A 26,654-nucleotide genomic window follows, 5' to 3' on the forward strand; every position below is an offset into this window, starting at 1 on the left:
TGAGCCACGTTCTTCAAAATTAAATAAAGACATACGTCCTCCGAGTGGAAAAAATTAGGGCGAATTTTACAGAATCCACATAAAATAAGCAAACGTTTGCTTATTAAAAATAACTAATTCTTATTCATTTTTCATATGTTGTACAAGAATTCTTGCTGGAATATTATTTACTCTTATGTGATATTTATAATTATAGATAAACAAAAAGGCAGGGAATTCCTGCCTTTTGCGATAATACTTTCGTATAGATACTCAAAATTAACGTTTTGAGTATTGTGGACGACGACGTGCTTTGTGTAAGCCCACTTTTTTACGTTCAACGCGACGAGCGTCACGAGTAACGAAGCCAGCTGCACGAAGTGCTGGGCGTAAAGTTTCGTCGTATTCAATCAATGCACGTGTGATACCGTGACGAATTGCACCTGCTTGACCAGAAATACCACCACCTTTTACAGTGATATATAAATCTAATTTGTCTAATAATTCAACTAATTCTAATGGTTGACGTACGATCATACGTGAAGTTTCACGACCGAAGTATACGTCTAAAGAACGTTGGTTAATAGTAATGTTACCGCTGCCCGGTTTGATAAATACACGAGCTGAAGAGCTTTTGCGGCGACCTGTGCCGTAGTTTTGATTTGCTGCTGTCATTTTGATGCTCCGTGATTAGATGTCTAAAACTTGTGGTTGTTGTGCAGCGTGGTTATGTTCGTTACCTGCGTAAACTTTTAATTTACGGAACATTTCACGGCCTAAAGGACCTTTTGGTAACATACCTTTTACTGCGATCTCGATCACTGCTTCTGGACGACGTGCAATCATTTCTTTGAAGGTTGCATCTTTGATACCACCTACATAGCCAGTGTGCCAGTAGTAGATTTTGTCAGTTTCTTTTTTACCTGTTACAGCTACTTTCTCAGCGTTGATAACGATGATGTAATCACCTGTGTCAACGTGTGGAGTATATTCAGCCTTGTGTTTACCACGTAAACGGCGTGCTAATTCAGTAGCTAAACGACCTAAAGTTTTATCTGTCGCATCTACTACATACCAGTCACGTTTTACTGTTTCTGGTTTTGCTACAAAAGTTTTCATTAATTAAATACCAAAATTTAAAGTTTAAACCCAATATCCTTGCAGATATTACCTATTAATTTTTCGGCTAAATCCGACCCCTTCGAGTCTTATTTAGACCAACTTGTTTGGCGGGAAAGACCAAACAAAAACAGGGTTTTAATATTATACAGATTTTTTGCTAAAAATCTAATACTTTCGCCACTTTTTTGCATTTGGTCAATATAACTAAATTTTTGACTACTTGTTACTTAAAAGAACCCCAGACAAAGCTGGGGTTTTTCTATTTACTCTTTTTCTGCCTTTTTCGCTTTGAACAACATAATCAATACTAACATTGTAATACCTGCTGTAATAAAGCCAAGTAAACCTGATTCCGTAAAACCTACAACTAAGTAACCAACCACTGATGCTACCGCTACTAATAGTGCATAAGGCAATTGTGAAAGCACGTGATCCATATGGTTACATTGGGCACCTGTTGAAGAAAGGATTGTTGTATCTGACACTGGCGAGCAGTGGTCACCACATACAGCTCCTGCCATTACAGCAGATAAACAAGGTATGATTAAAGTAGGATCTGAGTGAACAGCCATAGATGCCCCAATTGGAAGCATAATGCCAAAGGTTCCCCAACTTGTACCTGTTGAGAATGCCATTGCTGCCGCTAATACGAATAAAATAGTAGGTAATAATGCAGGAGAAATATTGCCAGCGACTAAGCTTGAAAGATATTTACCTGTTTGCATATCACTTACAACACCATTGATTGTCCAAGCGAAGAAAAGAATTAAAATCGCACCAGACATGATTTTTATACCTGCACCATAAGCTTTTATATAATCACCCACAGAAATATGACGACGAACTAATAAGCAAAGTGTTAATACGATAATACTTGCAACACCACCAGTGACTAATGATATCCCAACGGTAGTATTTTCAAATGCACCTAAAAGAGTAAAAGGATTACCCGCTTCTGCCAGTGCATCACCACCTGTTTTAATCATCATCGTTACTGTGCCAATAATTAGCGCTAAGATTGGAAGTACTAAATCGCGTACCCCCGCTTCTAAAGAGCCTTGTTGTTCAGAAGATTTCTCTTCTTGGCTCATGGCATTACGCTCAAAACGAGCCATAGATCCAATATCAAAGGAGAAATATGCAACAAAAAATACCATTAAAATCGAGAAAATTGCATAGAAGTTCATTGCACTCATTGTAACAAACGCACCTAATGGTGTGTAACCTACGATAGAATGTGTCGCCAATAATCCTGCGATGAGCGTGATAATGTAAGCCCCCCAGCTCGAAATAGGCATTAACACGCACATTGGTGCGGCAGTTGAGTCTAAAATATAAGCAAGTTTTGCACGCGATACTTTGAATTTATCCGTTACAGGACGAGCAATAGCACCCACTGCAAGACTATGGAAATAGTCATCAATAAAAGTAACAAAAACTAAGCAAGCCGCCATTAATTTGGCACCACGTCTACCTTTAACTTTCTCTTGAGCCCAATTTTCAAAAGCTTGGTTTGCTCCTGAAACGCTTAATAAAGAAGTTAAAATGCCTAATAATACTAAAAATAAAATAATATTGATGTTGTTACTATTAAACCCCTCTTCGCTACCTTTATAAAGCAAAGAAACTACACTATTTTTTAAATATAAAACGGCATCAAGCACATTTCCGCCAGCTAACATTAATGTACCAACAATAATACCCAAACTTAATGAAATTAACACACGTCTAGTTACAATCGCAAGCAGAAGTGCAATTAACGCTGGCACAACAGACCAAAGCGATGATGAATAATCAACAAGATTCATAAAACCTCTAATTTATTAAAAAATATTTTTATAATGTCATTGAATCTACTGAATGTATTTACTCAGGAAGGCAAATAATAAAGGAAGGATAAAAGGAAGAATCCTCACCTAACTTACAGTAGCACTCCGCAGTGATACAAGGAATATCAAAACTGCGACAGTGTCGTCCCTTTCGGCAACGACCCCAACCAACTAAGATGACGCTTAATTGATTTCGGCAAATACGCCTTTCATTTTTCCTCATCGTTTTCCACTCAGAAAAAGTACTTATCGTATTTGCAACCTCTACAATCGTAGGATTGGTTAAGATTACCTGAAATAGAGGTATTAAACAAGCGATTTTTTCGGAGTTTTAATGTGATTTAAAAATCTTTTAAATTTAAATTATTTACCTTAAAAATATATTCGGGTAATATATCATCCACTTTCAAGTTATATAATATTTTTATAGGAGCTTATAATGTCTAATGTATTAAAAACCTTATCTAACATCCGTAGTTTACGTGCTCTTGCTCGTGAAACATCATTAGAACAATTAGAAATTTTATTAGATAAATTAACGATCGTTATAGAAGAAAAACGTGAAGAGATCAAAGTTGAGAAATTAGAACAAGCTAAACGTTTAGAGAATTTAAACAAATATAAAGAAATGTTAGCTAAAGATGGTATTTCTCCTGATGAGCTTGCATTATTACTAGGGCATTCAGCACCTGAAAAAAAAGTACGTAAACCTATTGAGCCTCGCCCAGCTAAATATAAATTCGTGGACGTAAATGGAAATGAAAAAACTTGGACGGGCCAAGGGCGTACGCCTCGTGAATTAGTAGGAAAAAATCTAGCAGATTTTGAAATCTAATTTAACTTCATAAAAGTTAAGTAATATCATATGCTAAATAATTAAATAGTATTACTAAATTTAAATATTTATAGTCTCCATTGAACTTAAGTTCAATGGAGATTTTTCTATTTATATAGACGTCTTTATTTTTGATTGGTTTTTTAAATTGACTAACTTAGTATATAATACACAAATTTTGCAATGTACGAAGGCTGAATTTTAAAAGGATCGAGAAAATGACTCCAGTTGTTGCTCTTGTAGGCAGACCGAATGTGGGTAAATCCACGCTCTTTAACCGCTTAACTCGCACGCGTGATGCGTTGGTGGCGGATTTTCCAGGTTTAACCCGTGACCGTAAATATGGTCACGCTAATATCGCAGGCTATGATTTTATCGTAATTGACACAGGCGGTATTGATGGCACTGAGGAAGGTGTTGAAGAAAAAATGGCGGAACAATCCCTTTTAGCCATTGAAGAAGCTGATGTAGTCCTTTTCTTGGTAGATGCACGTGCAGGGCTTCTGCCAGCAGATGTAGGCATTGCACAATACCTACGACAACGTGAAAAAACGACTGTTTTAGTAGCAAACAAAACGGATGGTATTGATGCTGATTCACACTGTGCAGAATTCTATCAATTAGGCTTAGGCGAAGTAGAACAGATTGCTGCAGCACAAGGTCGTGGCGTTACGCAGTTGATCGAGCAAGTTTTAGCACCATTAGGTGAGCAATTAAATGCGGATAAAGCGGTCGAAAATGGTGAAGAATTTGCAGAAGAAGAGGAAACCTCGCAAGACGAATGGGATCACGATTTCGATGTGGATAATGAAGAAGATGCGGCATTATTAGACCAAGCATTGGAAGAAGAAATCGAAGAACGTATTGAAGATAAAAATATTAAAATTGCGATCATTGGGCGTCCGAATGTTGGCAAATCAACGCTAACCAACCGTATTCTCGGCGAAGAGCGTGTGGTGGTTTATGATATGCCAGGCACAACCCGCGACTCCATTTATATTCCGATGGAACGCGATGGTCAGCAATATACCATTATCGACACTGCGGGGGTGCGCAAACGTGGCAAGGTGAATTTAGCGGTAGAGAAATTCTCAGTAATCAAAACCTTGCAAGCGATCCAGGATGCGAATGTGGTGCTATTAACCATTGATGCTCGTGAAGGGATTTCCGACCAAGATTTATCGCTTTTGGGCTTTATTTTGAATGCAGGACGTTCGCTTGTCATTGTAGTAAATAAATGGGACGGTTTATCACAGGATATTAAAGATCAAGTGAAATCAGAGCTTGATCGCCGTTTAGATTTTATCGACTTCGCTCGTGTGCATTTTATTTCCGCATTACACGGTTCTGGCGTGGGTAACTTGTTCGATTCAGTGAAAGAAGCTTATGCCTGTGCAACACAAAAAACATCGACCTCTATGCTTACCCGCATTTTGCGTATGGCAGCAGATGAGCATCAACCGCCACTTGTGAATGGTCGTCGTGTGAAATTGAAATATGCCCACCCAGGTGGTTACAACCCGCCGATTATCGTGATTCACGGTAACCAAGTGGAAAAATTGGCGGATTCATACAAACGTTACTTATCAAACTATTTCCGTAAAAGCTTGAAAATTATTGGTAGCCCAATTCGCATTCAATTCCAAGAAGGGAATAACCCGTTTGCGGGCAAACGTAATAAGCTCACTCCAAGCCAGTTGCGTAAACGTAAACGTTTGATGAAGTTTATTAAGAAATCAAAAAGATAAGAGAAAACATTATGATGATGCAATACTCTCCAAAATTTAATCAAGCCAAAGTATTGGTGTTAGGCGATGTGATGCTCGATCGCTACTGGTTTGGGGCGACCAACCGTATTTCGCCAGAAGCTCCTGTGCCAGTGGTAAAAGTGCAAGATATTGAAGAGCGTGCGGGCGGGGCTGCAAACGTGGCGATGAACATTGCTAGCCTTAATGTGCCTGTGGCTTTGCACGGTTTGATTGGGCGAGATGATGCGGGTAATGCGTTGGATAAATTGCTCAACTCGCACAACATTGAGAACCATTGTTTGGCGGTGCAAACTCACCCAACCATTACCAAATTGCGTATTCTCTCTCGCCATCAGCAACTGTTACGTTTAGATTTTGAAGAGGGCTTTCATAATGTCGATAGCCAACCACTTCTTGCAAAACTATCTCAAGAAATCACCGCTTACGGGGCGTTGATTTTATCAGATTACGGCAAAGGCACGCTGGAAAGCGTACAACAGATGATTCAAATCGCACGTAAAGCGAACGTGCCTGTGTTAATCGACCCGAAAGGCACAGATTTTGAACGCTACCGTGGGGCAACTTTGCTCACGCCAAATATGTCTGAATTTGAAGCTGTGGTTGGGCATTGCAAAGACGATAAGGACATCGTGGCAAAAGGCTTAAAAATGATCGCCGACTTTGATTTGTCAGCGTTATTAGTCACTCGTTCTGAAAAAGGAATGACCCTGCTTCGTCCAAATCAAGCCCCTTATCACTTACCGACCCAAGCGAAAGAAGTATATGATGTGACGGGTGCAGGCGATACGGTAATCAGCGTGTTGGCAACAGCGATTGCTGATGGTCGCCCTTATGAAGAAGCGTGCTATTTAGCCAATGCCGCAGCAGGCGTGGTTGTGGGTAAACTAGGCACTTCAACCATTACGCCAGTGGAATTAGAAAATGCAATTCACCAACGTGCAATGACGGGTTTTGGTGTGGTCTCTGAAGCTGAGTTGAAAGAGATCGTGCATGATGCCAAAAACCGTAGCGAGAAAATTGTGATGACCAACGGTTGTTTTGATATTCTTCACCCAGGACACGTTTCTTACTTAGAAAATGCACGAAAACTTGGTGATCGTTTAATCGTTGCAGTAAATACGGATGAATCAGTGAAACGTTTAAAAGGTGAAGCCCGTCCAATTAATAATTTAGCTGCTCGAATGGCTGTACTTGCTGGCTTGGCTTCAGTGGATTGGGTAGTACCGTTTGATGAAGATACGCCTCAACGCTTGATCGGCGAAATTTTGCCAGATTTGTTGGTGAAAGGTGGCGATTACAAACCTGAAGAGATCGCAGGCAGCCAAGAAGTCTGGGCAAATGGCGGTGAAGTACAAGTATTGAACTTTGAGAATGGTTGTTCTACCACCAATGTGATTAAGAAAATTCAATCTTTGGTATAGTTGAACCTTTTGTGTTTAATTTGCTCTAAGATCCCATTATTTAATGATTATTATAGGGAACATAAAATGAAAATGACTTCCGCGAAATCTATTTTAGTTGCATTGCTTGGTACGTTATTTATGATTCAATCTGCAACAGCTGAAGAGCGTGTTATAGCAACGGTTGATGGCAATATGATTATGGAAAGCCAAGTGATTAATGCATTAGGTAAAAAAGCCAATAATGAGGTAAACCGTAAAGCAGCACTTGAAAGCGTGATTGATGAAATGTTAGTGCAACAAGCAGTACAAAAAGCTGGCATTAAAATTGATTATCGCCAAGTTGATCGTGCTATTGAAGACATTGCTGCTCGTAATGGTTTAACCTATGGTCAATTATTAGATGCATTGGATTACCAAGGTATTAGCCTCAATCAATATCGTGAGCAAATCGCTCAACAGATGATGATGGAAGCTATACGCCATCAAAGTATTGGTCAAGCTATTCAAGTGCAGCCAGAGCAAGTACAAGCTCAAGCAAAAGCAATGTTAGAAAAAGATAAAGCAGCAGGTAAGCTAAAAGCAGTAACAGGACAAGAATATCGCATTAGCCATATTCTTATCAAAACCAACCCTGTATTAAATGATGCTCAAGCTAAAGCAAAATTAAATCAATTGGTTGCAGACATTAAAGCTGGAAAAACCACCTTTGAAGAGGCAGCAAAAGCAAATTCGGTAGATTATGTTTCCGCAGCAGACGGCGGTGATTTAGGTTTCCAATTCTTAGATACTTTTGATCCTGCTTTTGCTAACGTGGCAAGCCGTGCGAAAAAAGATCAAATCTCTACTCCATTTAAATCACAGTTCGGCTGGCACGTTTTGAAAGTGACTGATACACGTCAAGGCGATAGAACTCAAGATGCCTATGCTCAAAAGGCCTATGAAAATTTAGTGAATAAACAAGCCGAGGAAGCCTCAAAAGATTGGGTAAAAACCTTACGTAAAGGGGCAAATATCCAATATGTAGACGCTAAATAATTCGAGCTATTTCAGGAACCTCGCTTAAGCGGGGTTCTTTAATTTCAAAAACATTCTTTATAGATTGAAAACATAATGAGTACAAATTCAAAAAAACATTTAGGTCATACTGCTCGTAAACGTTTCGGGCAAAATTTCTTACACGATATGAATGTGATTCATCATATCGTATCAGCAATTAACCCGAAAAGCGGTCAATTTTTATTAGAAATTGGCCCTGGTTTAGGTGCATTAACAGAGCCTGTTGCCGAATTAGTAGATAAACTCACCGTCGTAGAACTTGACCGTGATTTAGCTGAACGTTTACGCCATCATCCTTTTATCAACCAAAAACTTACCATCATAGAACAGGATGCATTACGTTTTAATTTTCGCGAATATTTTGAAAGCCTAAACTTACAAGATAGCGAAGGAGTACGCGTGTTCGGTAACTTGCCTTATAACATCTCTACTCCCTTAATGTTCCATCTGTTTAAGTTCCACGACTTAATCCAAGATATGCATTTTATGTTGCAAAAAGAGGTAGTAAAACGTTTATGTGCAGCCCCCAATAGCAAGGCTTATGGACGCTTAACCATTATGGCGCAATATTATTGTCAAGTCATGCCAGTGCTTGAAGTGCCACCAACAGCATTCAAACCCGCACCCAAAGTAAATTCTGCGGTCGTGCGTTTAGTGCCATACAAAACCTTACCACATCCCGTAAAAGATATTTATTGGCTTAATCGCGTAACAACTCAAGCATTTAACCAGCGTCGCAAAACCTTACGTAACGCATTATCAACACTCTTCACAGCAGAACAATTAGAAGCATTAGGCATAGATTTGACATCTCGCGCTGAGAATCTTAGCATCGCAGATTATGCTCGTTTAGCGAACTGGCTATGCGATAATCCACCCGTAGATGTAAACCAAGAAGAAGTGTTAGAAGAATCTTTTGAAGATTAACGTATATCCTGATAAAACAAAGGCTAATTTCATCATAGAATTAGCCTTTTATATTGGATAAATTATTTTTATATAGCAAGGCTTGCTAAGTTTCTGAATATAAAATAAGCCCTTTTATTTATTTTCAATGCTTTCTTTTTACGATAAGCGTAATCCCGTCCATACGTTCAACATAAATCGTATCACCTACAGCCAGTTGCTCACCTTGGATTCGCCAAGTGGTATCACCAAAAATGCCTCGACCAATGCCATTAGGTGAAATTTCTTGCACTGTGCCAAATTGACCAATCAAAGCGTAATTGCGTCGATTTAAACTAGAATGTGATTGTTCTTGGCGATCTTTCCCATTTTGATATTTCCACCAAATCATTGAAAGGATACAGGCTAAAACAGCATAAAAAATTGCGAAGACAGAGAGTGGTAGTATAGGGAAAAGCCATTGTAATAGTGCGGTAACTAAGGCAGAAAATCCCCACCACATTAAGAAAACACCTGGTGTGAGCACCTCGCCAATCAGCAAAATAAAACCTAAAATCAACCAATGCCATAATGACCAAGTTGTTAGCCAATCCATAATGCTATCCTCTTTTATTACGCGAAATTATACACGTTTTTCGCCTTTCAATAATTCAGCAATGCCTGCTACAGAACCTATTAGATTCCCTGCTTCGAGCGGCATTAACACCACTTTACTGTTTTGTGAGCCACCAATCTCTTTTAATGCTTCGGTGTATTTTTGAGCAATAAAATAGTTAATCGCTTTGGTATCACCATCGGCAATCGCATCTGAAACCATCTGTGTTGCTTTTGCCTCCGCTTCAGCTGCACGCTCACGGGCTTCAGCTTGTAAAAAGGCTTCTTGACGCTCACCTTCCGCTTTCAAAATACGCGCCTGTTTTTCCCCTTCAGCACGTAAAATTTGAGCTTGGCGAATCCCTTCTGCCTCTAATACTTCTGCACGTTTATTTCGTTCCGCTTTCATTTGAGCATTCATTGAATCAATCAGCTCACGCGGTGGACGTACATCACGAATTTCAATACGAGTGACTTTTACACCCCAAGGGTTGGTTGCTTCATCCACTATTGCAAGTAATCGGCTGTTAATCGAATCGCGTTGAGAGAGCATTTCATCCAGTTCCATTGAGCCTAAAACAGTACGAATATTGGTCATCGTTAAGTTGATAATCGCTTGTTCAAGGTGGTTTACTTCATAAGCGGCACTGCGAGCATCAATGACTTGTACGAAGCAAACAGCATCAATCGCAACATTGGCGTTATCTTTAGAAATAATCTCTTGCGAAGGAATATCTAACACTTGCTCCATCATATTGATTTTACGACCAACGCGATCAATAAATGGCAAAACTAAATTCAACCCAGGCATTAAGGTGCGTGTGTAGCGACCAAAACGCTCAATTGTCCAGTTATAACCTTGAGGCACCGTTTTGACAGTGGAATATAAGATAACAACAACGAATACCACAAAAATTAATGCGACCAGTGTGAATCCATCTAGCATTTTTACTCCTTCTGATGATTGTTTAACCAGAACAAGTCTAGCAAATTCATTTCATTTTTTATAGTAGAATCTGCAGAAAATTCTCGCTACAATGCAATGCTTCCACGGTTAAATGCGTAAAGGCATTTTCCTTTAGCGGTTAAAAAGAAAGAAGGTTTGCAAAATACTCTGTAAAATCGACCGCTTACTCACTTTCATCAAAATAATGATGTTTTTTCCACAGTTTGCACTACGCAAACGTTTTCTTTTTTTGTAAAATAGGGCGGATATTGCCCGTAGAGGTTTATATGGTTGATATTATTATCGTTGGTTTGATTGCATTTTCTATTCTAATTAGTTTATGGCGCGGCTTTGTGAGTGAAGCATTATCGCTGGCTGGCTGGGTATTGGCGTTTTGGGTAGCAAGTAATTTTTACCCTTATTTGAGTGGTTATCTTACCCAAGTAAACTCTATTTACTTGCAAAATTCAGAATATTTACGCAATGGCGTAGCGGCAGCAGCACTTTTCGTGCTCGTGCTGATTGTATGCGGTGTCATCAATGCGTTATTAAATAAGATCATTTCAACCACTGGTATTTTATCTACTACAGACCGTATTCTCGGTGGGGCATTTGGTGCATTGCGTGGGATTTTAATCGTCTCTGTAGCACTTTTCTTCCTTGATACCTTCACATCAGTAAGCCAAAATGAGCTTTGGAAAGAATCGCAACTTATCCCGCATTTTGACTTCATTGTGCAATGGTTTTTCGAGCAATTACAGGCAAATTCTAGTTTCTTAAATTCAACTAAATAGGGGTTATTTTTTATGTGCGGCATTGTCGGGATTATTGGGGGATCGCCTGTAAACCAAGCGATGTATGATGGTTTAACATTACTTCAACACCGAGGGCAAGATGCCGCAGGTATTGTCACCATTGATGAGGAAAACCGTTTTCGCTTACGTAAAGCCAATGGCTTAGTAAGTGAGGTTTTCCGCCAAGAACATATGTTACGCTTGCAAGGTAATGCGGGTATTGGGCACGTACGTTACCCAACCGCAGGCAGTTCAAGCGTTTCAGAAGCACAACCCTTCTATGTAAACTCACCGTTTGGTTTAACGCTCGTGCATAACGGTAACTTAACCAACAGTATAGAATTAAAAGAATTACTTTTCACTGAAGCACGTCGCCACGTGAACACCAATTCTGACTCCGAAGCGTTATTAAACATTTTTGCTCACTATCTTGATCAATATCCAACCTCACACCTTTCACCTGAAAACATTTTTGAAACTGTCCGCAAAACCAACAAAATTATTAAAGGTGCTTACGCTTGTATCGCAATGATTATTGGGCATGGTATGGTGGCATTCCGCGATCCATTCGGAATTCGAACGCTTGTATTGGGTAATCGTGTGGTAGATGGTAAAACATAATATATGTTTGCTTCTGAAATTGTGGCATTAGACATATTAGGATTTGAATTTGAACGTGATGTGCTGCCAGGCGAAGCAATTTATATTACCTTTGATGGTGAGCTTCACTCACAAATTTGTGCAGAGAATCCAACGCTTAATCCTTGTATTTTTGAATATGTTTACTTTGCCCGTCCAGATTCGGTAATTGATGGCGTGTCTGTTTATGCTTCACGCGTACATATGGGCGAAATGTTGGGCGAAAAAATTAAACGTGAGTGGGGCAGAATAGTGGATGAAATCGACGTGGTTATCCCTGTACCGGAAACCTCAAACGACATTGCGGTTCGTATTGCGAATGTGCTTTATAAACCGTATCGTCAAGGTTTTGTGAAAAATCGCTATGTGGCACGCACCTTTATTATGCCAGGTCAAGCACAGCGGAAAAGTTCGGTTCGCCGTAAATTAAACGCAATTGCGGCAGAATTTAAAGGCAAAAATGTGTTGTTGGTGGACGATTCTATCGTTCGCGGCACAACCTCTGAGCAAATTGTTGAAATGGCACGTGCTGCTGGGGCAAAAAAAGTGTACTTCGCTTCCGCAGCACCAGAAATTCGCTATCCAAACGTGTATGGGATTGATATGCCAACTAGTGAAGAACTAGTGGCGTATCATCGTGATGTGGATCAAATTGCAGAGATGATTGGCGTAGATAAATTAATTTTCCAAGACTTATCTTCGCTTTTCAAAGCGGTACAAACCGAAAATCCTGCAATTAAAAACTTTGATGCATCGGTGTTTACAGGCGAATATATCACAGGTGATGTGGACAAAGCTTATTTAGATGCGATTGCCAATGCCCGTAATGATAAAGCGAAAGCAAAAAATGCGGCTCAATCAGGCAATTTAGAAATTCACAACATTAGTGCAAGTGCATAATGGGTGAAAATCGGGTAAACTCAGAAAAAAGGGCGTTTTTTACGCCCTTTCTCTTATTCTTCAAAAGGAAAATATGATGGCACTTTTACCTCTCAACGAGGCTTTGGCAAATATGCTTGCCCAGCTTCCAACCCCAACAGAAACAGAAACTCTTTCCCTTAATCAAGCTGCAAATCGTGTACTTGCTCAAGATATTATTTCTCCGATTAATGTCCCAAGTTTTGATAATTCAGCGATGGATGGCTATGCAATCAAATTGGCGGATTTAGATCAATTTTCTACTTTTACCATTGCAGGCAAAGCTTTCGCAGGTAAGCCGTTTGAGGGCGAAATCAAATCAGGCGAGTGTATGCGAATTATGACGGGAGCAATGCTGCCAACAGGCTGCGATGCCGTGATTATGCAAGAAGAAACCGAACAAGCGGGCGAAAATCAGATTAAATTTACCAACAGTATTAAGCTTGGGCAGAATATCCGCCGCGTGGGCGAAGATGTGGCTAAAGGCAGTCTTGTGCTTGCCAAAGGCAGTTTATTAAACGTGGCGAGTTTACCGTTGTTGGCATCGCTTGGCATTGCGAAAGTAGAGGTATTTAAACGCACTAAAGTCGCGATTCTTTCTACAGGAGATGAATTAGTGAGTGTGGGCAAACCACTTTCTACAGGGCAGATTTATGATACTAACCGTTTTGCGGTACGTTTAATGCTGGAGAAACTGAATTGCGAGATTTTAGATTTTGGCATTCAGCCTGATGATCCGGAAATTTTCGAAGAGACTTTTATGAAAGCACAACAAGCTGCAGATGTGTTAATTACCAGCGGTGGCGTGTCAGTCGGTGAGGCAGATTTCACCAAAGATGTGCTCGAAAAATTGGGTAAAATCGCCTTCTGGAAAATCGCAATGAAACCAGGTAAGCCATTCGCATTTGGCTTTTTAGGTAATGAAAACGAAAAACAAACTGTCTTCTTCGGTTTGCCAGGTAATCCTGTTTCAGCCTTAGTTACTTTCTACCAATTAGTGCAGCCTGCTTTGGCTCAACTTGCAGGCTTAAATGCAGATTATCTTGCAAATTTAATGCCAAAAATGACCACTTGTGCAGCAACTAATTTAAAGAAAGCAGCTGGTCGCGAAGATTTCCAACGCGGTTTTTATTTCATCAATGAGCAAGGCGAATTGATGGTAAAACCAGTAGGGCAGCAAGGCTCGCATATTTTCAGTGCTTTCTATGAAAGTAACTGTTTTATCGTGCTAGAGGCTGAACGAGGTAATGTACAAGCAGGCGAAAAAGTGACCATTCAGCCTTTTAATGGCTTGTTGAAATAGTAGGGAATATGGAATTAACCGATCACGAAATGTTGCGATACAACCGACAAATCAGCCTAAAAGCGGTTGATTTTGATGGGCAAGAAAAGCTCAAAGAGAGCCGCGTGTTAATTGTCGGTGCGGGTGGGTTAGGCTGTTCTGCAAGTCAATATTTGGCAAGTGCTGGAGTGGGTAAAATCATTCTGGTGGATTTTGACACTATCTCGCTTTCTAATTTGCAACGCCAAATTCTTTATACAGATGCCGATATAGGTAAACCTAAAGCGGAAGTAGCAAAGGTTCGTTTGCAAGCAATCAATCCGAATATTGAGGTGCAAGCAGTCGTGAAAAAATGTGATGATGCAGAATTTGCCGAACTCATTAGGCAAGTAGATGTGGTGGTGGATTGTACCGATAATGTTGATGTGCGAAACCAGCTCAACTTGCAATGTTTCGAGCAAAAGCGACCGCTTATTTCAGGTTCAGCAATCCGTTTTGAAGGGCAAATTTCCGTTTTTACCTATGCTGAAAATGAAGCGTGCTACCAGTGTTTAAGCCAGCTTTTTGGAAGTGATACGTTAAGCTGTGTAGAAGCGGGTGTGATTTCCCCCATTGTAGGTGTGATTGGCAGTTTACAGGCATTGGAAGCTATCAAAGTCCTACTCAATATTGGTAAAACTTTAGCAGGAAAATTGTTAATTATTGATGGTTTACATTTTTCTGTGCGAGAAATGAATTTGCCGAAAATGGCGAGTTGTTCTGTTTGCAGTGTATCGCACGAGTAAGATGCATAAATAAGGCTAATATGACTTATAATTTTATTTGTGAAATAATCAGTTTGACAGCTAAAACGCTTTAGCCTAAAATACTCACCGTTTTATTCCTCCTTAGTTCAGTCGGTAGAACGGTGGACTGTTAATCCATATGTCGCAGGTTCGAGTCCCGCAGGAGGAGCCAACTAATTTTCTTTAGATTTTGCTTTTGTTCTTGTTTTATTTGTCTCCTTTTGTAAAACAGTAATTCTTACCTCCAGAATTAGAACAAAAGATTTGCCCTATAGCCCTTTTGCTATAGGGCTTCTTTTTATTAAGCCTTTCAAAATGTAAATAGTACTAATTCATTTTTTTCTTACTTAAATTTAGACTATAATATTTATTCATAAGCGGTAGAATTTTCGATCAAGTTTATACCAAAAGAAGATAAAATTTTACCGCTTACTTTTTCTTGTGGTTCGAGAACCTCCCACATAAAAAAACTAAGGATACACAATGAACCTATCTCAACAACCTAAAAAGGCCCTCGTGATTTTCTCAGGCGGGCAAGATTCCACTACTTGTCTTTTCCAAGCGATTAAAGAATTCGGCAAGGAAAATGTTGAAGTGGTGACCTTCCAATATGGGCAACGCCACGCGATTGAGCTTGAAAAAGCCGAATGGATCGCCAAAGATGTTGGCGTAAAACAGACCTTAATTGACACATCGGTGATCAAAGCGATTACTACCAATGCCTTAATGCAAGAAGCTGTAGAAATTCAGCAAGAGGGCGATAAGCCTAATACCTTTGTGGATGGACGCAACGCTTTATTCTTACTTTATGCGGGGATTTATGCCAAAGGGCAGGGCATTTCGACCATTTACACAGGCGTGTGTGAAACCGATTTCAGCGGTTATCCTGATTGTCGTGATGTATTCGTAAAATCAATGAATGTAATGATGAACTTGGCGATGGATTATAACTTCAACATCCGTACGCCGTTGATGTATCTCACCAAAAAAGAGACGTGGAAATTGGCAGATGATTTGGGTGTGTTTGACTATATTCTTGAACATACACACACCTGCTATTTAGGTGTGGAAGGTGGCTGCCACACTTGCCCAAGCTGTGTGTTGCGTGAAAAAGGCTTGAATGAATACCTTGCAGAAAGAGAGAAAAAAGATGTTTAAAATTGCAAAAGAATTTAGTTTTGATATGGCGCATATGCTCGATGGGCATGATGGCAAATGTAAAAATCTGCATGGGCACACATACAAATTGCAAGTTGAAGTAGCAGGCGAGTTAGTCGCAGAAGGGGCAAAACGTGGGATGGTGATGGATTATACCGATCTGAAAGCTGCCGTTAAAACACATATTTTAGACCCGATGGATCACGCTTTTATTTACGATCTTAACAGCCCAAAAGAGAGCAAAGTGGCAAATTTGTTAATCGATTTAGATTCAAAAGTCTATGGCATTCCAAGCCGATCCACGGCGGAAGAGATGGCAAAATATATGTTTGATAAGCTCAGAAAAGAGGGGTTGCCAGTTACTCTTATTCGCCTGTGGGAAACGCCAACGTCTTACTGTGAATATTCGCAAGCCCCATACTTACAAGCGGTGTAAATTGATGAGTAAAATGCAAAATACCATTTTTAGTACCATCACTTACCCGATTGTTGAGATTTTTGAGAGCTTGCAAGGAGAAGGTTTTAACACAGGAATGCCGAGCATTTTTGTCCGTTTTGGCAAATGTAACCTTACTTGCCCGTGGTGCGATACCGATTATATGACGTTTGAAAGTTGGACATTGGAGCATATTTTAGCCAAAGTGAAATCCTATTCAGCAAGGAATATTATCATCACAGGTGGAGAGCCAACTATTCAACCTAATCTAAGCGTGTTATTGGATGCATTTAAACTAGAGGGCTATTTTTTAGCGATTGAAACTAATGGCTTGAAAGAAGTACCGAAACAGATTGATTATATTGCAACCAGCCCGAAACGGTTGTATCAAGAGAAATATCAACGCCGTTGCATTCCTTTTGCTCATGAGGTTCGCATTGTGGCGGATGAAGATGTGTTAGCATTTTGCGAGCAGATTGAGCAACAAATTCAAGCAGAGCATTATTATCTCTCGCCGTGCGAAATTGATGGCAAAATGAATTTGCTCGAAACAATAACCCAGTTAGGACAGCTTAATCAGCGCACAAATAAACCCAAATGGCATCTGAGTTTGCAAACGCACAAGATTGTGGGGATTGAGTAAATTCTATTAGATAAAAACACTGTTTATATTGACAGTTTAAAATACCTTGTTATACTGTATTTAAATTCACTAATCTTAAATACAGTTAATAAGGTATTTTTATGCAAGCAACTATCAATATTCGTATAGCCAACACACAAAAAATGAAAGATCACAAATTCGACCGCTTACTTGAAATTGTAGAAGAAGAGGTAGCAAAAGAGTTTCCAAAAACGATTGTAAGAGTCAGGAAATCAGCCTCAATAAGTGATGTTTCAGTTTTTGGTTTAGGGAAAGAAGGAAAGAAAAATGTCTCTGAATTTTTAGAAGAGCTATTTAATGATGGCTCAGCGTTTGATGAGTTAAATGAACAGTATTATTAGGCCAGCACGTAAGATAATACGAGGTATAATAGAGCATGTTAGTTTTGTCTACTTTATGCCATTTTATTGAAAGCTATTTTTACCAACACTTTTAGTATATTATTTTAATAAAAAGTTGCTAACATTATTAAAAATATATGTTAGCAACTTTTTTACTCATTATGCTATTTATTATTTCAATTCATCTAAATACGCTTTATTCGCTTTTTCAAAGGTTTCAGATGTTTTGGCATTTGGTGCTGGTGTAATGAGAGAAATCACGACAATCATCAGTGTTGCAAGTAAGAAACCAGGGATCATAGAATACATTTCTGGCAGTTCAAGTAAAGCGGTTAAATCTTTCCAGAAATACACAATTAATGCACCTGTGAGCATACCTGCCATTGCACCTAAACCATTCATTCGTTTCCAGAATAATGAGAGTAAGACGATAGGACCAAATGCTGATCCAAAGCCTGCCCACGCATCTTTTACTAATCCAAATACTTGGCTGTTTGGATCTTTAGCGATGTAAATCGCAAGCACAGCAACAGCGAGCACCATTAAACGGCTTAACCAAACGAGTTCTTTATCAGAGGCTTTTGGACGAAGGATGCCTTTGTATAGATCTTCGGTAATTGCACTTGAGCAGATCAAAAGCTGAGCTGAAAGCGTGCTCATTACAGCGGCTAAAATGGCGGAAAGTAAGATGCCTGCAACCCACGGATTGAATAATAATTTTGCAAGCTCAATGAAAACCTGTTCGTTGTTTTGGCTCACTATACTGGCTTTTTCTGGATATACGAAGAAATAAGCCATACCAAAATAGCCGATACCAATTGCACCAGCAAGGCAAATAATCATCCACGTCATACTAATACGACGAGCATTTTCGAGTGATTTAACACCTTCTGCCGCCATAAAACGAACGACAATATGAGGCTGACCAAAATAACCTAATCCCCACGCCATTAAACTTGCTACACCTAGTAAAGTTGTACCTGTAAACATATCGTTATAGTTACGTTGAGTGATTGTTTCTGTGTACTCAATAGCGGTTTCCATTACCTCAAAACCACCAATATTTATTAGAACAAAAACGGGCGTAAGAATTAACGCAAAAAGCATTAATGTAGCTTGAATGGTATCCGTCCAACTCACCGCTAAAAAGCCGCCGATAAAGGTATAAAGAATCGTAGCAACGGCACCATACCAGATTGCATCCGCATAAGGAACACCAAATAGGTTTTCGAATACGCGAGCACCAGCTACAACCCCAGAAGCACAGTAGACGGCAAAGAAAAGTAAGAAAATCAGTGCAGATAAGATTTTAATGATGCGAGTTTTATCGCCAAAACGGTTGTGGAAATATTCTGGTAACGTTAAAGCATCGCCAAAATATTCAGTTTGGGCACGTAAACGACCTGCAACCAATTTCCAGTTAAGATATGCCCCTAATGTTAAGCCAATTGCCAACCAGGCTTCAATTAAACCACCCGCATAAATTGCCCCTGGTAATCCCATCAATAACCAACCAGACATATCTGATGCCCCCGCAGAAAGTGCGGTAACAAAGCTACCTAAGCGACGGCCGCCTAAGATGTAATCAGAAAGATTATTGGTAACACGATAGGCGGTAAAGCCAATTAAGATCATCCCTAACAAATAAATCAGGAAGGTAGTTACGGTTGGATCTAAGCCAAACATTATGCATCCTCTTAAAATTTTAAAGGAAAAAGATTACTGATTTTTAGTAAAATTTCAACTTAAACCGCATAAAAAGGAAGATTTTTTTGATTTAATCGGGCTTATTCCGCAATAATTAAATGATGCAGTGGCTTATCCCAAGATTCAAGCGGTAACTTTTCTACACACTGACAAGCGTGAGCCAACCCTATGCGAATCGCTTTCGGATTTTGTTCAAAGGTACGATCGTAAAAACCACCGCCATAGCCAAGTCGCCCAAGCTGTTTATCGCAACCAACAAGCGGTGTAAAAATCATCTCAATTTGCGAAGTCGGAATCACATTTCTCACATCTAATTTCGGTTGTAACAAACCCCACGGATGTTTTTCTAACGGTGTGACTGATTCAAAACGAGAAAAAAGCAAATTTCCCTTTGAAAAAGGATGAATAATCGGTAAATAGCATTTTATGCCTCGTTTGCGTAACTCTTCAACTAACACAAGCGGTGAAATTTCGTGTTTAAATGGCAAATAAACGGCGATATGCTCAGCTTTCTGTTTTTCGATAATATCTAATGCAATAGGAACAAGATCGTGTGAGGCTTGTAACTGTTTTTCAGCCGATAAATGTGAGCGTTTTTCAAGAAGTTGTTTACGAAGAACTTGGCGGTCTGTTTGAATGGATGATTGCATAGGTAATAGTTGGTGGGGTGTCCGAAGTGCCGCTATCGGTAATAGTCCTTGAACCAGAAGGTTCAAGGGAGTCGAACGTATTTGTTTTTAGGCTTCTTACTTAAAGTAAGCATGCTCACCAACAACTGGATGTCCAACTCAAAGTTTTAAATTATCGGCTCAGGGACGTAACCAACAACGCACACCCCAGACAGGTTAGAATATTAACGGAATTTTGCCTTTTTTCCTAGTCTTAAACGTAATTTATTTTACGTTTGCCTAGCTTTTAGGCGAGCATATAACAGTTATTCATCAACCGTAATTGATGCGGCTGGCTGAAGTTTATTCAATGAACTATCTAGCTGCTGAATGCAGTTTTGTAACACATTTTTATTGTTTTCATTGCGTTGTTTTTCAAGCTCAAGTTCATAGTTTAAATTAAGTGCCACGATTGCCAATACTTTTTCTAACTGAATAATGCCTGATTGTTCTTTTAGAACGCCCACACGCTCTTCCAAACGTTGGGCAGAGGCAAGTAAATTATCTTTCTGTTCTGGTGGACAATGTAATCGTAAAACTTGCCCAAAAATTTGTATCTCAATATTATTTGCCGACATAACAAGCCGTCCTTATAAAGAATAAATTAGTTTATTATGCCATTATTCAATTTAATCATAAATAGAAAAATCGCTAAATTCCATTCAACAATTTTAATTATGTTATAGGTAAATCAGTATAATAGCCCGATTTTTATCCCTTATTTTATGTTTTTTTGCTATTATGCGAGCCTGATTGATCATCCTCTGATTTTATTAATATGACAATACAAGTAGAATTTAAACAACTCGTTGCCCAACTGCAAATTGAGCTTACACCAGCCGAATTTCACGGCTTTTTAAGTGGCTTAATTGTTGGCGGTGTTCAAGATGAATCTTGGAAAACATTAACCTACCAATTTACCAATGATGGGCTCGCATTTTCTCAAGCTCCTCTCAAAACATTGGAAAACTTTTATCAAGAATTGACCGCTAGTTATACGGAAGCCAACGCGCTTTTCAGCCTTTGGTTACCTGAAGATGAAAATGATGGCTTCGCTCTTGCTGATAGCATTGCGGAATGGACAAGCCACTTTATTTTGGGGTTAGGTTTAGCTCAACCCAAATTAAGCGAAGAAAAAGATGAAGTAGGCGAAGCAATTGATGATTTAGAAGAGATCTCACGCCTTGGCTACCACGATGATGACAAAAACGAAGAACTCATCGAAGCGGGCGAAGAAGTCGTCGAATATTTACGCGTGCTGGCTCTTTTCTTGCACAGCAATTTCGCATTAAATACCACACCTGCAAACAAAGCTCAACTGCACTAATTTTGAAGAATAAGGATAATTATGACTCAGCTTAAAAATGATCGTTATTTAAAAGCCCTATTACGTGAACCTGTGGATATGACCCCCGTTTGGATGATGCGTCAAGCAGGTCGTTATTTGCCAGAATATAAAGCAACTCGTGCACAAGCAGGCGATTTTATGTCGCTTTGTCGCAATGCTGATTTAGCTTGTGAAGTGACTTTACAACCTTTACGCCGCTATGCATTAGATGCAGCGATTTTATTTTCAGATATTTTGACCATTCCTGACGCAATGGGCTTAGGTTTAAGTTTTGGTGCAGGCGAAGGTCCTAAATTTGCTCGCCCAATTGAGCATAAAATCCAAGTGGATAACTTGCCAATTCCCGATCCTGAAGGTGAATTACAATATGTAATGAATGCTGTTCGCACCATTCGCCGTGAATTAAAAGGCGAAGTGCCGTTAATCGGTTTCTCTGGCAGCCCATGGACTTTAGCAACTTATATGGTAGAAGGCGGTTCAAGTAAAGCATTCACTAAAATAAAAAAAATGATGTATGCCGATCCGCAGCTTTTACACGCATTATTAGACAAACTTGCAGACAGCCTCATTCTTTATTTAAATGCACAGATTAAAGCGGGTGCACAAGCGGTAATGGTATTTGACACTTGGGGCGGTGTGTTAGCTCACGAAGAGTACAAAACCTTCTCATTGCAATATATGCAAAAAATCGTGGAAGGCTTAATTCGCGAAAATGATGGCAGAAAAGTACCTGTTACACTTTTCACCAAAGGTGGTGGATTATGGCTTGAAGCGATTGCTGATACAGGTTGCGATGCAGTTGGTTTAGACTGGACTGTTGATATTCGTGAGGCGAAAAAACGCGTAGGGCACAAAGTAGCACTGCAAGGCAATATGGATCCGAGCGTATTATATGCTCCAGCTGCACGCATTGAGCAAGAAGTTAAAAACATTCTTGCAGGTTTTGGCGAAGGCTCTGGTCACGTATTCAATCTAGGGCACGGCATTCACCAAGATGTTCCAACCGAAAGCCCGAAAGTGTTTGTAAACGCTATTCACGAGTTTTCGAAGCAATATCATAAATAATTAGCTGCAAGCGGTGGAGTGTTGTAAAACTTTTACGAATTCGACCGCTTTATCATTAACTATCGCGAGGAATTATATGCGAAACCCCATTCACAAACGTATGGAACGCTTTGAACCTTGGCAACACCTGACCTTTATGGCGTGTTTGTGCGAAAGAATGTACCCTAACTTTCAAATGTTCTGCCATGTTGCTGAGCAAGAAGAGAATGCGAAGGTCTATCAGAATATCTTAAATCTCGTTTGGGAGCATCTCACTGTTAAGGGAGCGAAAATCAACTTTGATAATCAGCTCGAAAAATTAGAAAACATCATCCCAGATGTGAACGAATATGAATTTTTCGGCGTACTTCCTGCCCAAGAGGCGTGCGAAGCACTTTCTGAGTTGCTACACAGCATCATTGCAGGCGCAACACTTGATCAAGCAATTCGCATTAGCCAAATCTCGCTTGGCACAGTGGCAAGCTATTTAGAGATGCAAAATGAACGAGAATTAAGCGAAGTAGAGCTAAAAAATTCAGAAGAAATTCAAGAAGAATTAGACGTACAATGGCAAATTTACCGCCTTCTCAATGAATGCGAAGAGCGTGATGTTGCCTTGATTTTAGACCTTAAAAATGAGATCAGAAGTGTGGGAATAAGCAATATTGGTGTGATTTTTAACCAGTAGAATTATTTTTCGATAAAAAATAATATTTGCCTATTTGAGAAATTCGAACTTTGAATTAAGCTACACCAAGTTATATCAACCCTTTCGGCGATTTTCGCCATAACTAAACAATCTTTGAGGATTAAACTATGAACAAAAGTGAATTAATTGATGCTATCGCAGCAAAAGCAAACTTAAGCAAAAAAGATGCTAAAGCAGCTTTAGAAGCAACGTTAGAAGCAGTATCTGAAAGCTTAAAAGCAGGTGATGCTGTTCAATTAATCGGCTTCGGTACTTTCAAAGTAAATGAGCGTGCAGCACGTACTGGTCGTAATCCACGTACTGGTGAAGAGATCAAAATCGCAGCAGCAAAAATCCCCGCGTTTGTTGCTGGTAAAGCATTAAAAGATTTAGTTAAATAATTTGATTATTTAATCATTCTTTTTTGAACACCTTAGCCCTCCTGATTACTAAGGTGTTTTTTATTTCCTTTCTTTTTTATTTTTTCGATCACGCTCGAAAATTTGAAAGAAAATTCTGCACACTTTTCCCTTTCTTGGCATACTGTCTAGCAAAAACAGATTGCTATGACATTAGACCGCTTTTTCATTCTTCTTTGTCTCTCTTTTTTGCCTATTTTATGGCTGCCACAACAGGCTTTATTGCCTGTGATGTTATTCGCCACACTCTTGATGTTTTATTTTGGCTTTAAACACCAGCTTTTGCCGTTTATGTTGGGCTTGATAATATTGCTAAGTTACGGGCAAGTGTTAAAAATTGCAAATCAGGCAGAAAATTTTACCGCTTATAAAAGCACGCAACCGATTGAAATCATTAAAATTTTAAAGCAACAAGAATACCAAACCGCTGTTGGGCAACTTACAAGCGGTCAAAAAATTTATCTGAATTGGCAAGCCAAAACGCCTTTGCAATTGAACGCCACTTATCAAGCAGAGCTCAATCTTCGCCCGATTTCTGGACGTAGCAATATCGGTAATTTCGACCGTCAACGTTGGTATTTCGCCAATGATATTGATGGGCTGGCAACCGTTCGCAAGGCAGAATTTGCTCACGCCAATCACTTGCCCCTGCGAACCCGATGGATAAATCGCACTTATCAACAAACCGAAACGCTTGAAACCCAAGGGCTATTACTAGCTCTTGCCTTTGGGGAACGTGCTTGGTTGAAATCAGAGCATTGGCAAATTTTCCAACAAACCACCACTGCACATTTAATTACAATTTCAGGGCTACACATTGCCCTTGCTTTTGGTTTCGGCTTTTGGTTTGCCAAGTTCGGGCAATGGCTTATGCTCAGTACAAAATATCGTTATAATTTTGTACAGCGAATGGGATTTTCTTATCTATTTCCTCGCTTAATGGGCTTTGCTTTTGCTTTAAGTTACAGCTATTTGGCTGGTTTTGCTATTCCAACCATTCGAGCCATTTTTGCGATTAGTTTGATTTTGCTTTGCCAATTTGCACGCAGGCATTACACACCCAGCCAATTTTGGTGGCGTATTGTTGCGATCTTGCTGGTTTTAGATCCGATTACAATATTATCTGACAGCTTTTGGCTTTCAATCTTAGCTGTAGCAAGCCTGATTTTGTGGTATCGCTATTTCCCGCTTAAACAGTTTGAATGGCTCATTCCGAATTGGCTAAACCGCCCCTTTTTCAAGCCTGTGTTATCGTTATTGCATTTACAAATGGGCATTTTTTTCCTTTTTTCGCCCGTACAATTTTTCTTTTTTGGAGGTTATTCTCCACTCGGTTTTGCAGCCAATTTATTGATCGTCCCGCTTTACAGCCTTGTGCTTGTGCCGATGATTCTATTTACTCTCTTAACAGATAACCTGATCCACACTTGGCAATTGGCAGACTGGTTAGCACAATTTAGCTTATGGCTGATTAAACCACTTTCTCATTCGTGGATAACCTTATCTCAACAAAATCAATGGCATTTGCTCGCATTTTATACACTGATTCTGAGCGGCATTTATGCGAAAAATTGGCTGAAATCTTGGCAGTTTTTTGCCAAATTCAGCATCGTTTTAGCTTCAATTTATCTTGCTGGGCTTGGCTATCTGAAAAAAGATCATCACATCGAATGGATTACGTTTGATATTGGTCAAGGCTTGGCTCAAGCCTTGGTTTACCAAAACGCAAGCGGTCAAAAGCAGGCAATTTTTTACGATACGGGAGCAAGTTGGGGAGAAGGATCGCAACGCAATTCAATGGCAAATTTAGAGGTGCTACCTTATTTAAAACGCAATAATATTCAGATTGAAGCGATTTTTATCAGCCACGATGATAACGATCACTCAGGGGGCGTTGCCGATCTGCTGGCGGCATACCCCCATGCCCAGTACTTTTCAAGTGGACAAACGGCTTATGCTCAGCGTATTCCAGAGCCTTGTGTTGCAGGCAAAAAATGGCAATTTGACAGCATAAAACTGACCGCAATTTTCCCCGAACAAATCACAAAGCGAGCAGAAAACCAACATTCTTGCACTTTATTAGTCGAAATAGACCGCTTGAAATTGCTTTTTACAGGTGATGCAGGCATAGAGCAAGAGCAAATTTTTTCTCCGATAATTGGAAAAATCGATTTCTTACAAGTCGGGCATCACGGTAGCAAAACAAGCACAGGCAAGATTTTAGTGGCAACAACAAAACCTAATATTGCGGTGATTTCAGTTGGGCGTTGGAATGCGTGGAAAATGCCGAATAAAAATGTCGTCGAACGACTGGAAAAGCATGGCGTGCAGATTTTAGATACATCCAAGGTAGGTATGGTGAAAGTGATTTTTGAGGAGGGAAAATATCAAATAAAAACAAGCCGAACACGAAGTTCGGCTTGGTATCAAGCTTATTTTAATTACAATCCTAAGGATTAGTTCATTATAAAACGCCTTGTTCTAACATCGCAGTTGCCACTTTTTTGAAGCCCGCGATGTTTGCACCGTTTACATAGTTTACATAGCCGCCTGCTTCTGTACCGTTTTCCACACAGTTTTCGTGGATTGCACTCATAATGCCGAATAAGCGTTGATCAACTTCTTCTCGTGTCCAAGATAAACGGATAGCGTTTTGGCTCATTTCTAAGCCTGAAGTTGCTACACCACCTGCGTTTGCTGCTTTACCTGGTGCATAAAGAATTTTCGCTGCAATGAACACTTCCACACCTTCTAATGTGGTTGGCATATTCGCACCTTCTGCTACACAGATACAGCCGTTTTTCACTAACTCTTTTGCAGCTTCACCATCTAATTCATTTTGGGTTGCACACGGAAGTGCAATATCACATTTCACGCCCCAAGGTTTTTGACCTTCGAAGTATTGAATACCTTGCTCTTGTGCATACACAGATAAACGTTCACGACGTTCATTTTTAAGCACTAATAAATCCGCTAATTGTTTTTCGGTCATCCCTGAATCTGGGAATAACACATAACCGTTTGAATCTGAAACCGTTAATACTTTAGCACCTTTTTGGATTGCTTTTTCAGCTGCATATTGTGCTACGTTACCTGAGCCCGAAATCACCACACGTTTGCCTTCAAAGCTTTGACCACGAGTTGCAAGCATTGCATCGGCAAAGTACACCGCACCGTAACCTGTTGCTTCAGGACGAATTAAGCTACCACCCCAAGTTAAGCCTTTACCTGTTAATACAGATGCAAATTCGTTACGTAATTTTTTGTATTGACCATACATATAACCGATTTCACGACCGCCTACACCGATATCGCCTGCAGGTA

Annotated in this window: 25 protein-coding genes, 1 tRNA gene, 1 other RNA gene, 2 pseudogenes and 2 riboswitches; of the genes and pseudogenes, 19 read left to right on the forward strand and 10 right to left on the reverse strand. The window is 39.7% G+C overall.

Annotation, left to right across the window (positions count from 1 at the left end):
* Positions 1 to 258: 258 nt before the first annotated feature.
* From rpsI to KH943_RS03055, 3 genes are all read right to left on the reverse strand, one after another.
* Positions 259 to 654: a 30S ribosomal protein S9 gene (rpsI, locus tag KH943_RS03045; RefSeq protein WP_005708818.1), complete on the reverse strand. Its 396-nt coding sequence runs from the start codon at positions 652 to 654 to the stop codon at positions 259 to 261.
* Between the two features lie 15 nt (positions 655 to 669).
* Positions 670 to 1,098, reverse strand: coding sequence for a 50S ribosomal protein L13 (gene rplM, locus KH943_RS03050; protein WP_304107459.1), 429 nt, complete (start codon positions 1,096 to 1,098; stop codon positions 670 to 672).
* A gap of 266 nt (positions 1,099 to 1,364) precedes the next feature.
* Positions 1,365 to 2,909 carry a Na+/H+ antiporter NhaC family protein gene (locus KH943_RS03055; RefSeq protein ID WP_304107461.1) on the reverse strand — a complete coding sequence of 515 codons (1,545 nt, stop codon included), beginning with the start codon at positions 2,907 to 2,909 and terminating at the stop codon, positions 1,365 to 1,367.
* A gap of 111 nt (positions 2,910 to 3,020) precedes the next feature.
* Positions 3,021 to 3,205: riboswitch (Lysine riboswitch) on the reverse strand.
* A gap of 164 nt (positions 3,206 to 3,369) precedes the next feature.
* Between KH943_RS03055 and KH943_RS03060 the strand changes: the two genes are divergently transcribed.
* The 5 genes from KH943_RS03060 to rsmA all read left to right on the forward strand — a co-directional run bounded on the left by KH943_RS03060 (position 3,370) and on the right by rsmA (position 8,920).
* Positions 3,370 to 3,765, forward strand: a complete 396-nt coding sequence (locus tag KH943_RS03060; protein WP_304107463.1) for an H-NS family histone-like protein — start codon at positions 3,370 to 3,372, stop codon at positions 3,763 to 3,765.
* A gap of 218 nt (positions 3,766 to 3,983) precedes the next feature.
* Positions 3,984 to 5,513 carry a ribosome biogenesis GTPase Der gene (gene der / locus KH943_RS03065; RefSeq protein ID WP_304107465.1) on the forward strand — a complete coding sequence of 510 codons (1,530 nt, stop codon included), beginning with the start codon at positions 3,984 to 3,986 and terminating at the stop codon, positions 5,511 to 5,513.
* 11 nt (positions 5,514 to 5,524) lie between these two features.
* Complete coding sequence (gene hldE, locus KH943_RS03070; protein WP_304107467.1) at positions 5,525 to 6,955, forward strand: bifunctional D-glycero-beta-D-manno-heptose-7-phosphate kinase/D-glycero-beta-D-manno-heptose 1-phosphate adenylyltransferase HldE; 1,431 nt, start codon at positions 5,525 to 5,527, stop codon at positions 6,953 to 6,955.
* 66 nt (positions 6,956 to 7,021) lie between these two features.
* Entirely contained in the window at positions 7,022 to 7,972 is a 951-nt protein-coding gene (locus KH943_RS03075; RefSeq protein WP_304107469.1) for a peptidylprolyl isomerase, read from the forward strand.
* A 72-nt stretch (positions 7,973 to 8,044) separates the two neighbouring features.
* Positions 8,045 to 8,920 (forward strand): 16S rRNA (adenine(1518)-N(6)/adenine(1519)-N(6))-dimethyltransferase RsmA, encoded by an 876-nt coding sequence (gene rsmA, locus KH943_RS03080; protein WP_304107494.1) that lies wholly within the window; start codon positions 8,045 to 8,047, stop codon positions 8,918 to 8,920.
* A gap of 124 nt (positions 8,921 to 9,044) precedes the next feature.
* On the opposite strand, the gene KH943_RS03085 is transcribed toward rsmA, so the two are convergent.
* Both KH943_RS03085 and KH943_RS03090 read right to left on the reverse strand, forming a co-directional pair.
* On the reverse strand, positions 9,045 to 9,497 hold the full coding sequence (locus KH943_RS03085; protein ID WP_304107496.1) for an NfeD family protein: 453 nt from the start codon (positions 9,495 to 9,497) through the stop codon (positions 9,045 to 9,047).
* A 24-nt stretch (positions 9,498 to 9,521) separates the two neighbouring features.
* Positions 9,522 to 10,439, reverse strand: a complete 918-nt coding sequence (locus KH943_RS03090) for an SPFH domain-containing protein (RefSeq protein WP_304107470.1) — start codon at positions 10,437 to 10,439, stop codon at positions 9,522 to 9,524.
* A gap of 287 nt (positions 10,440 to 10,726) precedes the next feature.
* On the opposite strand from KH943_RS03090, the gene KH943_RS03095 reads away from it, so the two are divergent.
* From KH943_RS03095 to KH943_RS03135, 9 genes and pseudogenes are all read left to right on the forward strand, one after another.
* Positions 10,727 to 11,233 carry a CvpA family protein gene (locus KH943_RS03095; RefSeq protein WP_005706881.1) on the forward strand — a complete coding sequence of 169 codons (507 nt, stop codon included), beginning with the start codon at positions 10,727 to 10,729 and terminating at the stop codon, positions 11,231 to 11,233.
* Positions 11,234 to 11,245: 12 nt separating this feature from the next.
* Positions 11,246 to 12,772: pseudogene (purF, locus tag KH943_RS03100) on the forward strand (amidophosphoribosyltransferase).
* A 76-nt stretch (positions 12,773 to 12,848) separates the two neighbouring features.
* A complete protein-coding gene (gene moeA, locus KH943_RS03105; RefSeq protein WP_304107498.1) occupies positions 12,849 to 14,093 on the forward strand; it encodes a molybdopterin molybdotransferase MoeA in 1,245 nt (414 codons plus the stop codon).
* 8 nt (positions 14,094 to 14,101) lie between these two features.
* Positions 14,102 to 14,857: a molybdopterin-synthase adenylyltransferase MoeB gene (moeB, locus tag KH943_RS03110; protein ID WP_304107473.1), complete on the forward strand. Its 756-nt coding sequence runs from the start codon at positions 14,102 to 14,104 to the stop codon at positions 14,855 to 14,857.
* Positions 14,858 to 14,953: 96 nt separating this feature from the next.
* Positions 14,954 to 15,029 (forward strand) — tRNA-Asn (locus tag KH943_RS03115).
* A gap of 263 nt (positions 15,030 to 15,292) precedes the next feature.
* Positions 15,293 to 15,337: riboswitch (PreQ1 riboswitch) on the forward strand.
* A 3-nt stretch (positions 15,338 to 15,340) separates the two neighbouring features.
* Complete coding sequence (queC, locus tag KH943_RS03120; protein WP_304107475.1) at positions 15,341 to 16,015, forward strand: 7-cyano-7-deazaguanine synthase QueC; 675 nt, start codon at positions 15,341 to 15,343, stop codon at positions 16,013 to 16,015.
* Positions 16,008 to 16,451 (forward strand): 6-carboxytetrahydropterin synthase QueD, encoded by a 444-nt coding sequence (queD, locus tag KH943_RS03125; RefSeq protein WP_304107476.1) that lies wholly within the window; start codon positions 16,008 to 16,010, stop codon positions 16,449 to 16,451. Before queC ends, queD begins: the two co-directional genes overlap by 8 nt.
* A gap of 13 nt (positions 16,452 to 16,464) precedes the next feature.
* Positions 16,465 to 17,094: a 7-carboxy-7-deazaguanine synthase QueE gene (locus KH943_RS03130; RefSeq protein ID WP_304107478.1), complete on the forward strand. Its 630-nt coding sequence runs from the start codon at positions 16,465 to 16,467 to the stop codon at positions 17,092 to 17,094.
* Between the two features lie 101 nt (positions 17,095 to 17,195).
* The gene (locus tag KH943_RS03135) at positions 17,196 to 17,456 is read left to right on the forward strand and encodes a DinI-like family protein (protein ID WP_304107480.1); all 261 of its coding nucleotides are present in this window, start codon (positions 17,196 to 17,198) and stop codon (positions 17,454 to 17,456) included.
* Positions 17,457 to 17,627: 171 nt separating this feature from the next.
* Here KH943_RS03135 and putP read toward each other — a convergent pair whose 3' ends face one another.
* From putP to KH943_RS03155, 4 genes are all read right to left on the reverse strand, one after another.
* A complete protein-coding gene (gene putP / locus KH943_RS03140) occupies positions 17,628 to 19,142 on the reverse strand; it encodes a sodium/proline symporter PutP (RefSeq protein ID WP_304107482.1) in 1,515 nt (504 codons plus the stop codon).
* A 101-nt stretch (positions 19,143 to 19,243) separates the two neighbouring features.
* Positions 19,244 to 19,813, reverse strand: coding sequence for a 5-formyltetrahydrofolate cyclo-ligase (locus tag KH943_RS03145; protein WP_304107483.1), 570 nt, complete (start codon positions 19,811 to 19,813; stop codon positions 19,244 to 19,246).
* Positions 19,814 to 19,827: 14 nt separating this feature from the next.
* Positions 19,828 to 20,009: non-coding RNA, 6S RNA (gene ssrS / locus KH943_RS03150), on the reverse strand.
* A gap of 88 nt (positions 20,010 to 20,097) precedes the next feature.
* Positions 20,098 to 20,409: a cell division protein ZapA gene (locus KH943_RS03155; RefSeq protein WP_005706879.1), complete on the reverse strand. Its 312-nt coding sequence runs from the start codon at positions 20,407 to 20,409 to the stop codon at positions 20,098 to 20,100.
* Positions 20,410 to 20,603: 194 nt separating this feature from the next.
* On the opposite strand from KH943_RS03155, the gene KH943_RS03160 reads away from it, so the two are divergent.
* The 5 genes from KH943_RS03160 to KH943_RS03180 all read left to right on the forward strand — a co-directional run bounded on the left by KH943_RS03160 (position 20,604) and on the right by KH943_RS03180 (position 25,790).
* Positions 20,604 to 21,158, forward strand: a complete 555-nt coding sequence (locus tag KH943_RS03160) for a UPF0149 family protein (protein ID WP_438359814.1) — start codon at positions 20,604 to 20,606, stop codon at positions 21,156 to 21,158.
* A 21-nt stretch (positions 21,159 to 21,179) separates the two neighbouring features.
* Positions 21,180 to 22,244, forward strand: a complete 1,065-nt coding sequence (gene hemE, locus KH943_RS03165; protein ID WP_304107488.1) for a uroporphyrinogen decarboxylase — start codon at positions 21,180 to 21,182, stop codon at positions 22,242 to 22,244.
* Positions 22,245 to 22,320: 76 nt separating this feature from the next.
* Positions 22,321 to 22,911 (forward strand): YjaG family protein, encoded by a 591-nt coding sequence (locus KH943_RS03170; RefSeq protein ID WP_304107489.1) that lies wholly within the window; start codon positions 22,321 to 22,323, stop codon positions 22,909 to 22,911.
* Positions 22,912 to 23,039: 128 nt separating this feature from the next.
* Entirely contained in the window at positions 23,040 to 23,312 is a 273-nt protein-coding gene (locus tag KH943_RS03175; protein ID WP_005708418.1) for an HU family DNA-binding protein, read from the forward strand.
* A gap of 165 nt (positions 23,313 to 23,477) precedes the next feature.
* The gene (locus KH943_RS03180) at positions 23,478 to 25,790 is read left to right on the forward strand and encodes a DNA internalization-related competence protein ComEC/Rec2 (protein ID WP_304107492.1); all 2,313 of its coding nucleotides are present in this window, start codon (positions 23,478 to 23,480) and stop codon (positions 25,788 to 25,790) included.
* A 4-nt stretch (positions 25,791 to 25,794) separates the two neighbouring features.
* Here KH943_RS03180 and KH943_RS03185 read toward each other — a convergent pair.
* Positions 25,795 to 26,654 (reverse strand): annotated as a pseudogene (locus KH943_RS03185) (NADP-specific glutamate dehydrogenase); the annotation flags it as partial.

Origin of the sequence: Haemophilus parahaemolyticus (assembly GCF_018373095.1) — a bacterium.
GTDB lineage: Bacteria > Pseudomonadota > Gammaproteobacteria > Enterobacterales > Pasteurellaceae > Haemophilus_A > Haemophilus_A parahaemolyticus_A.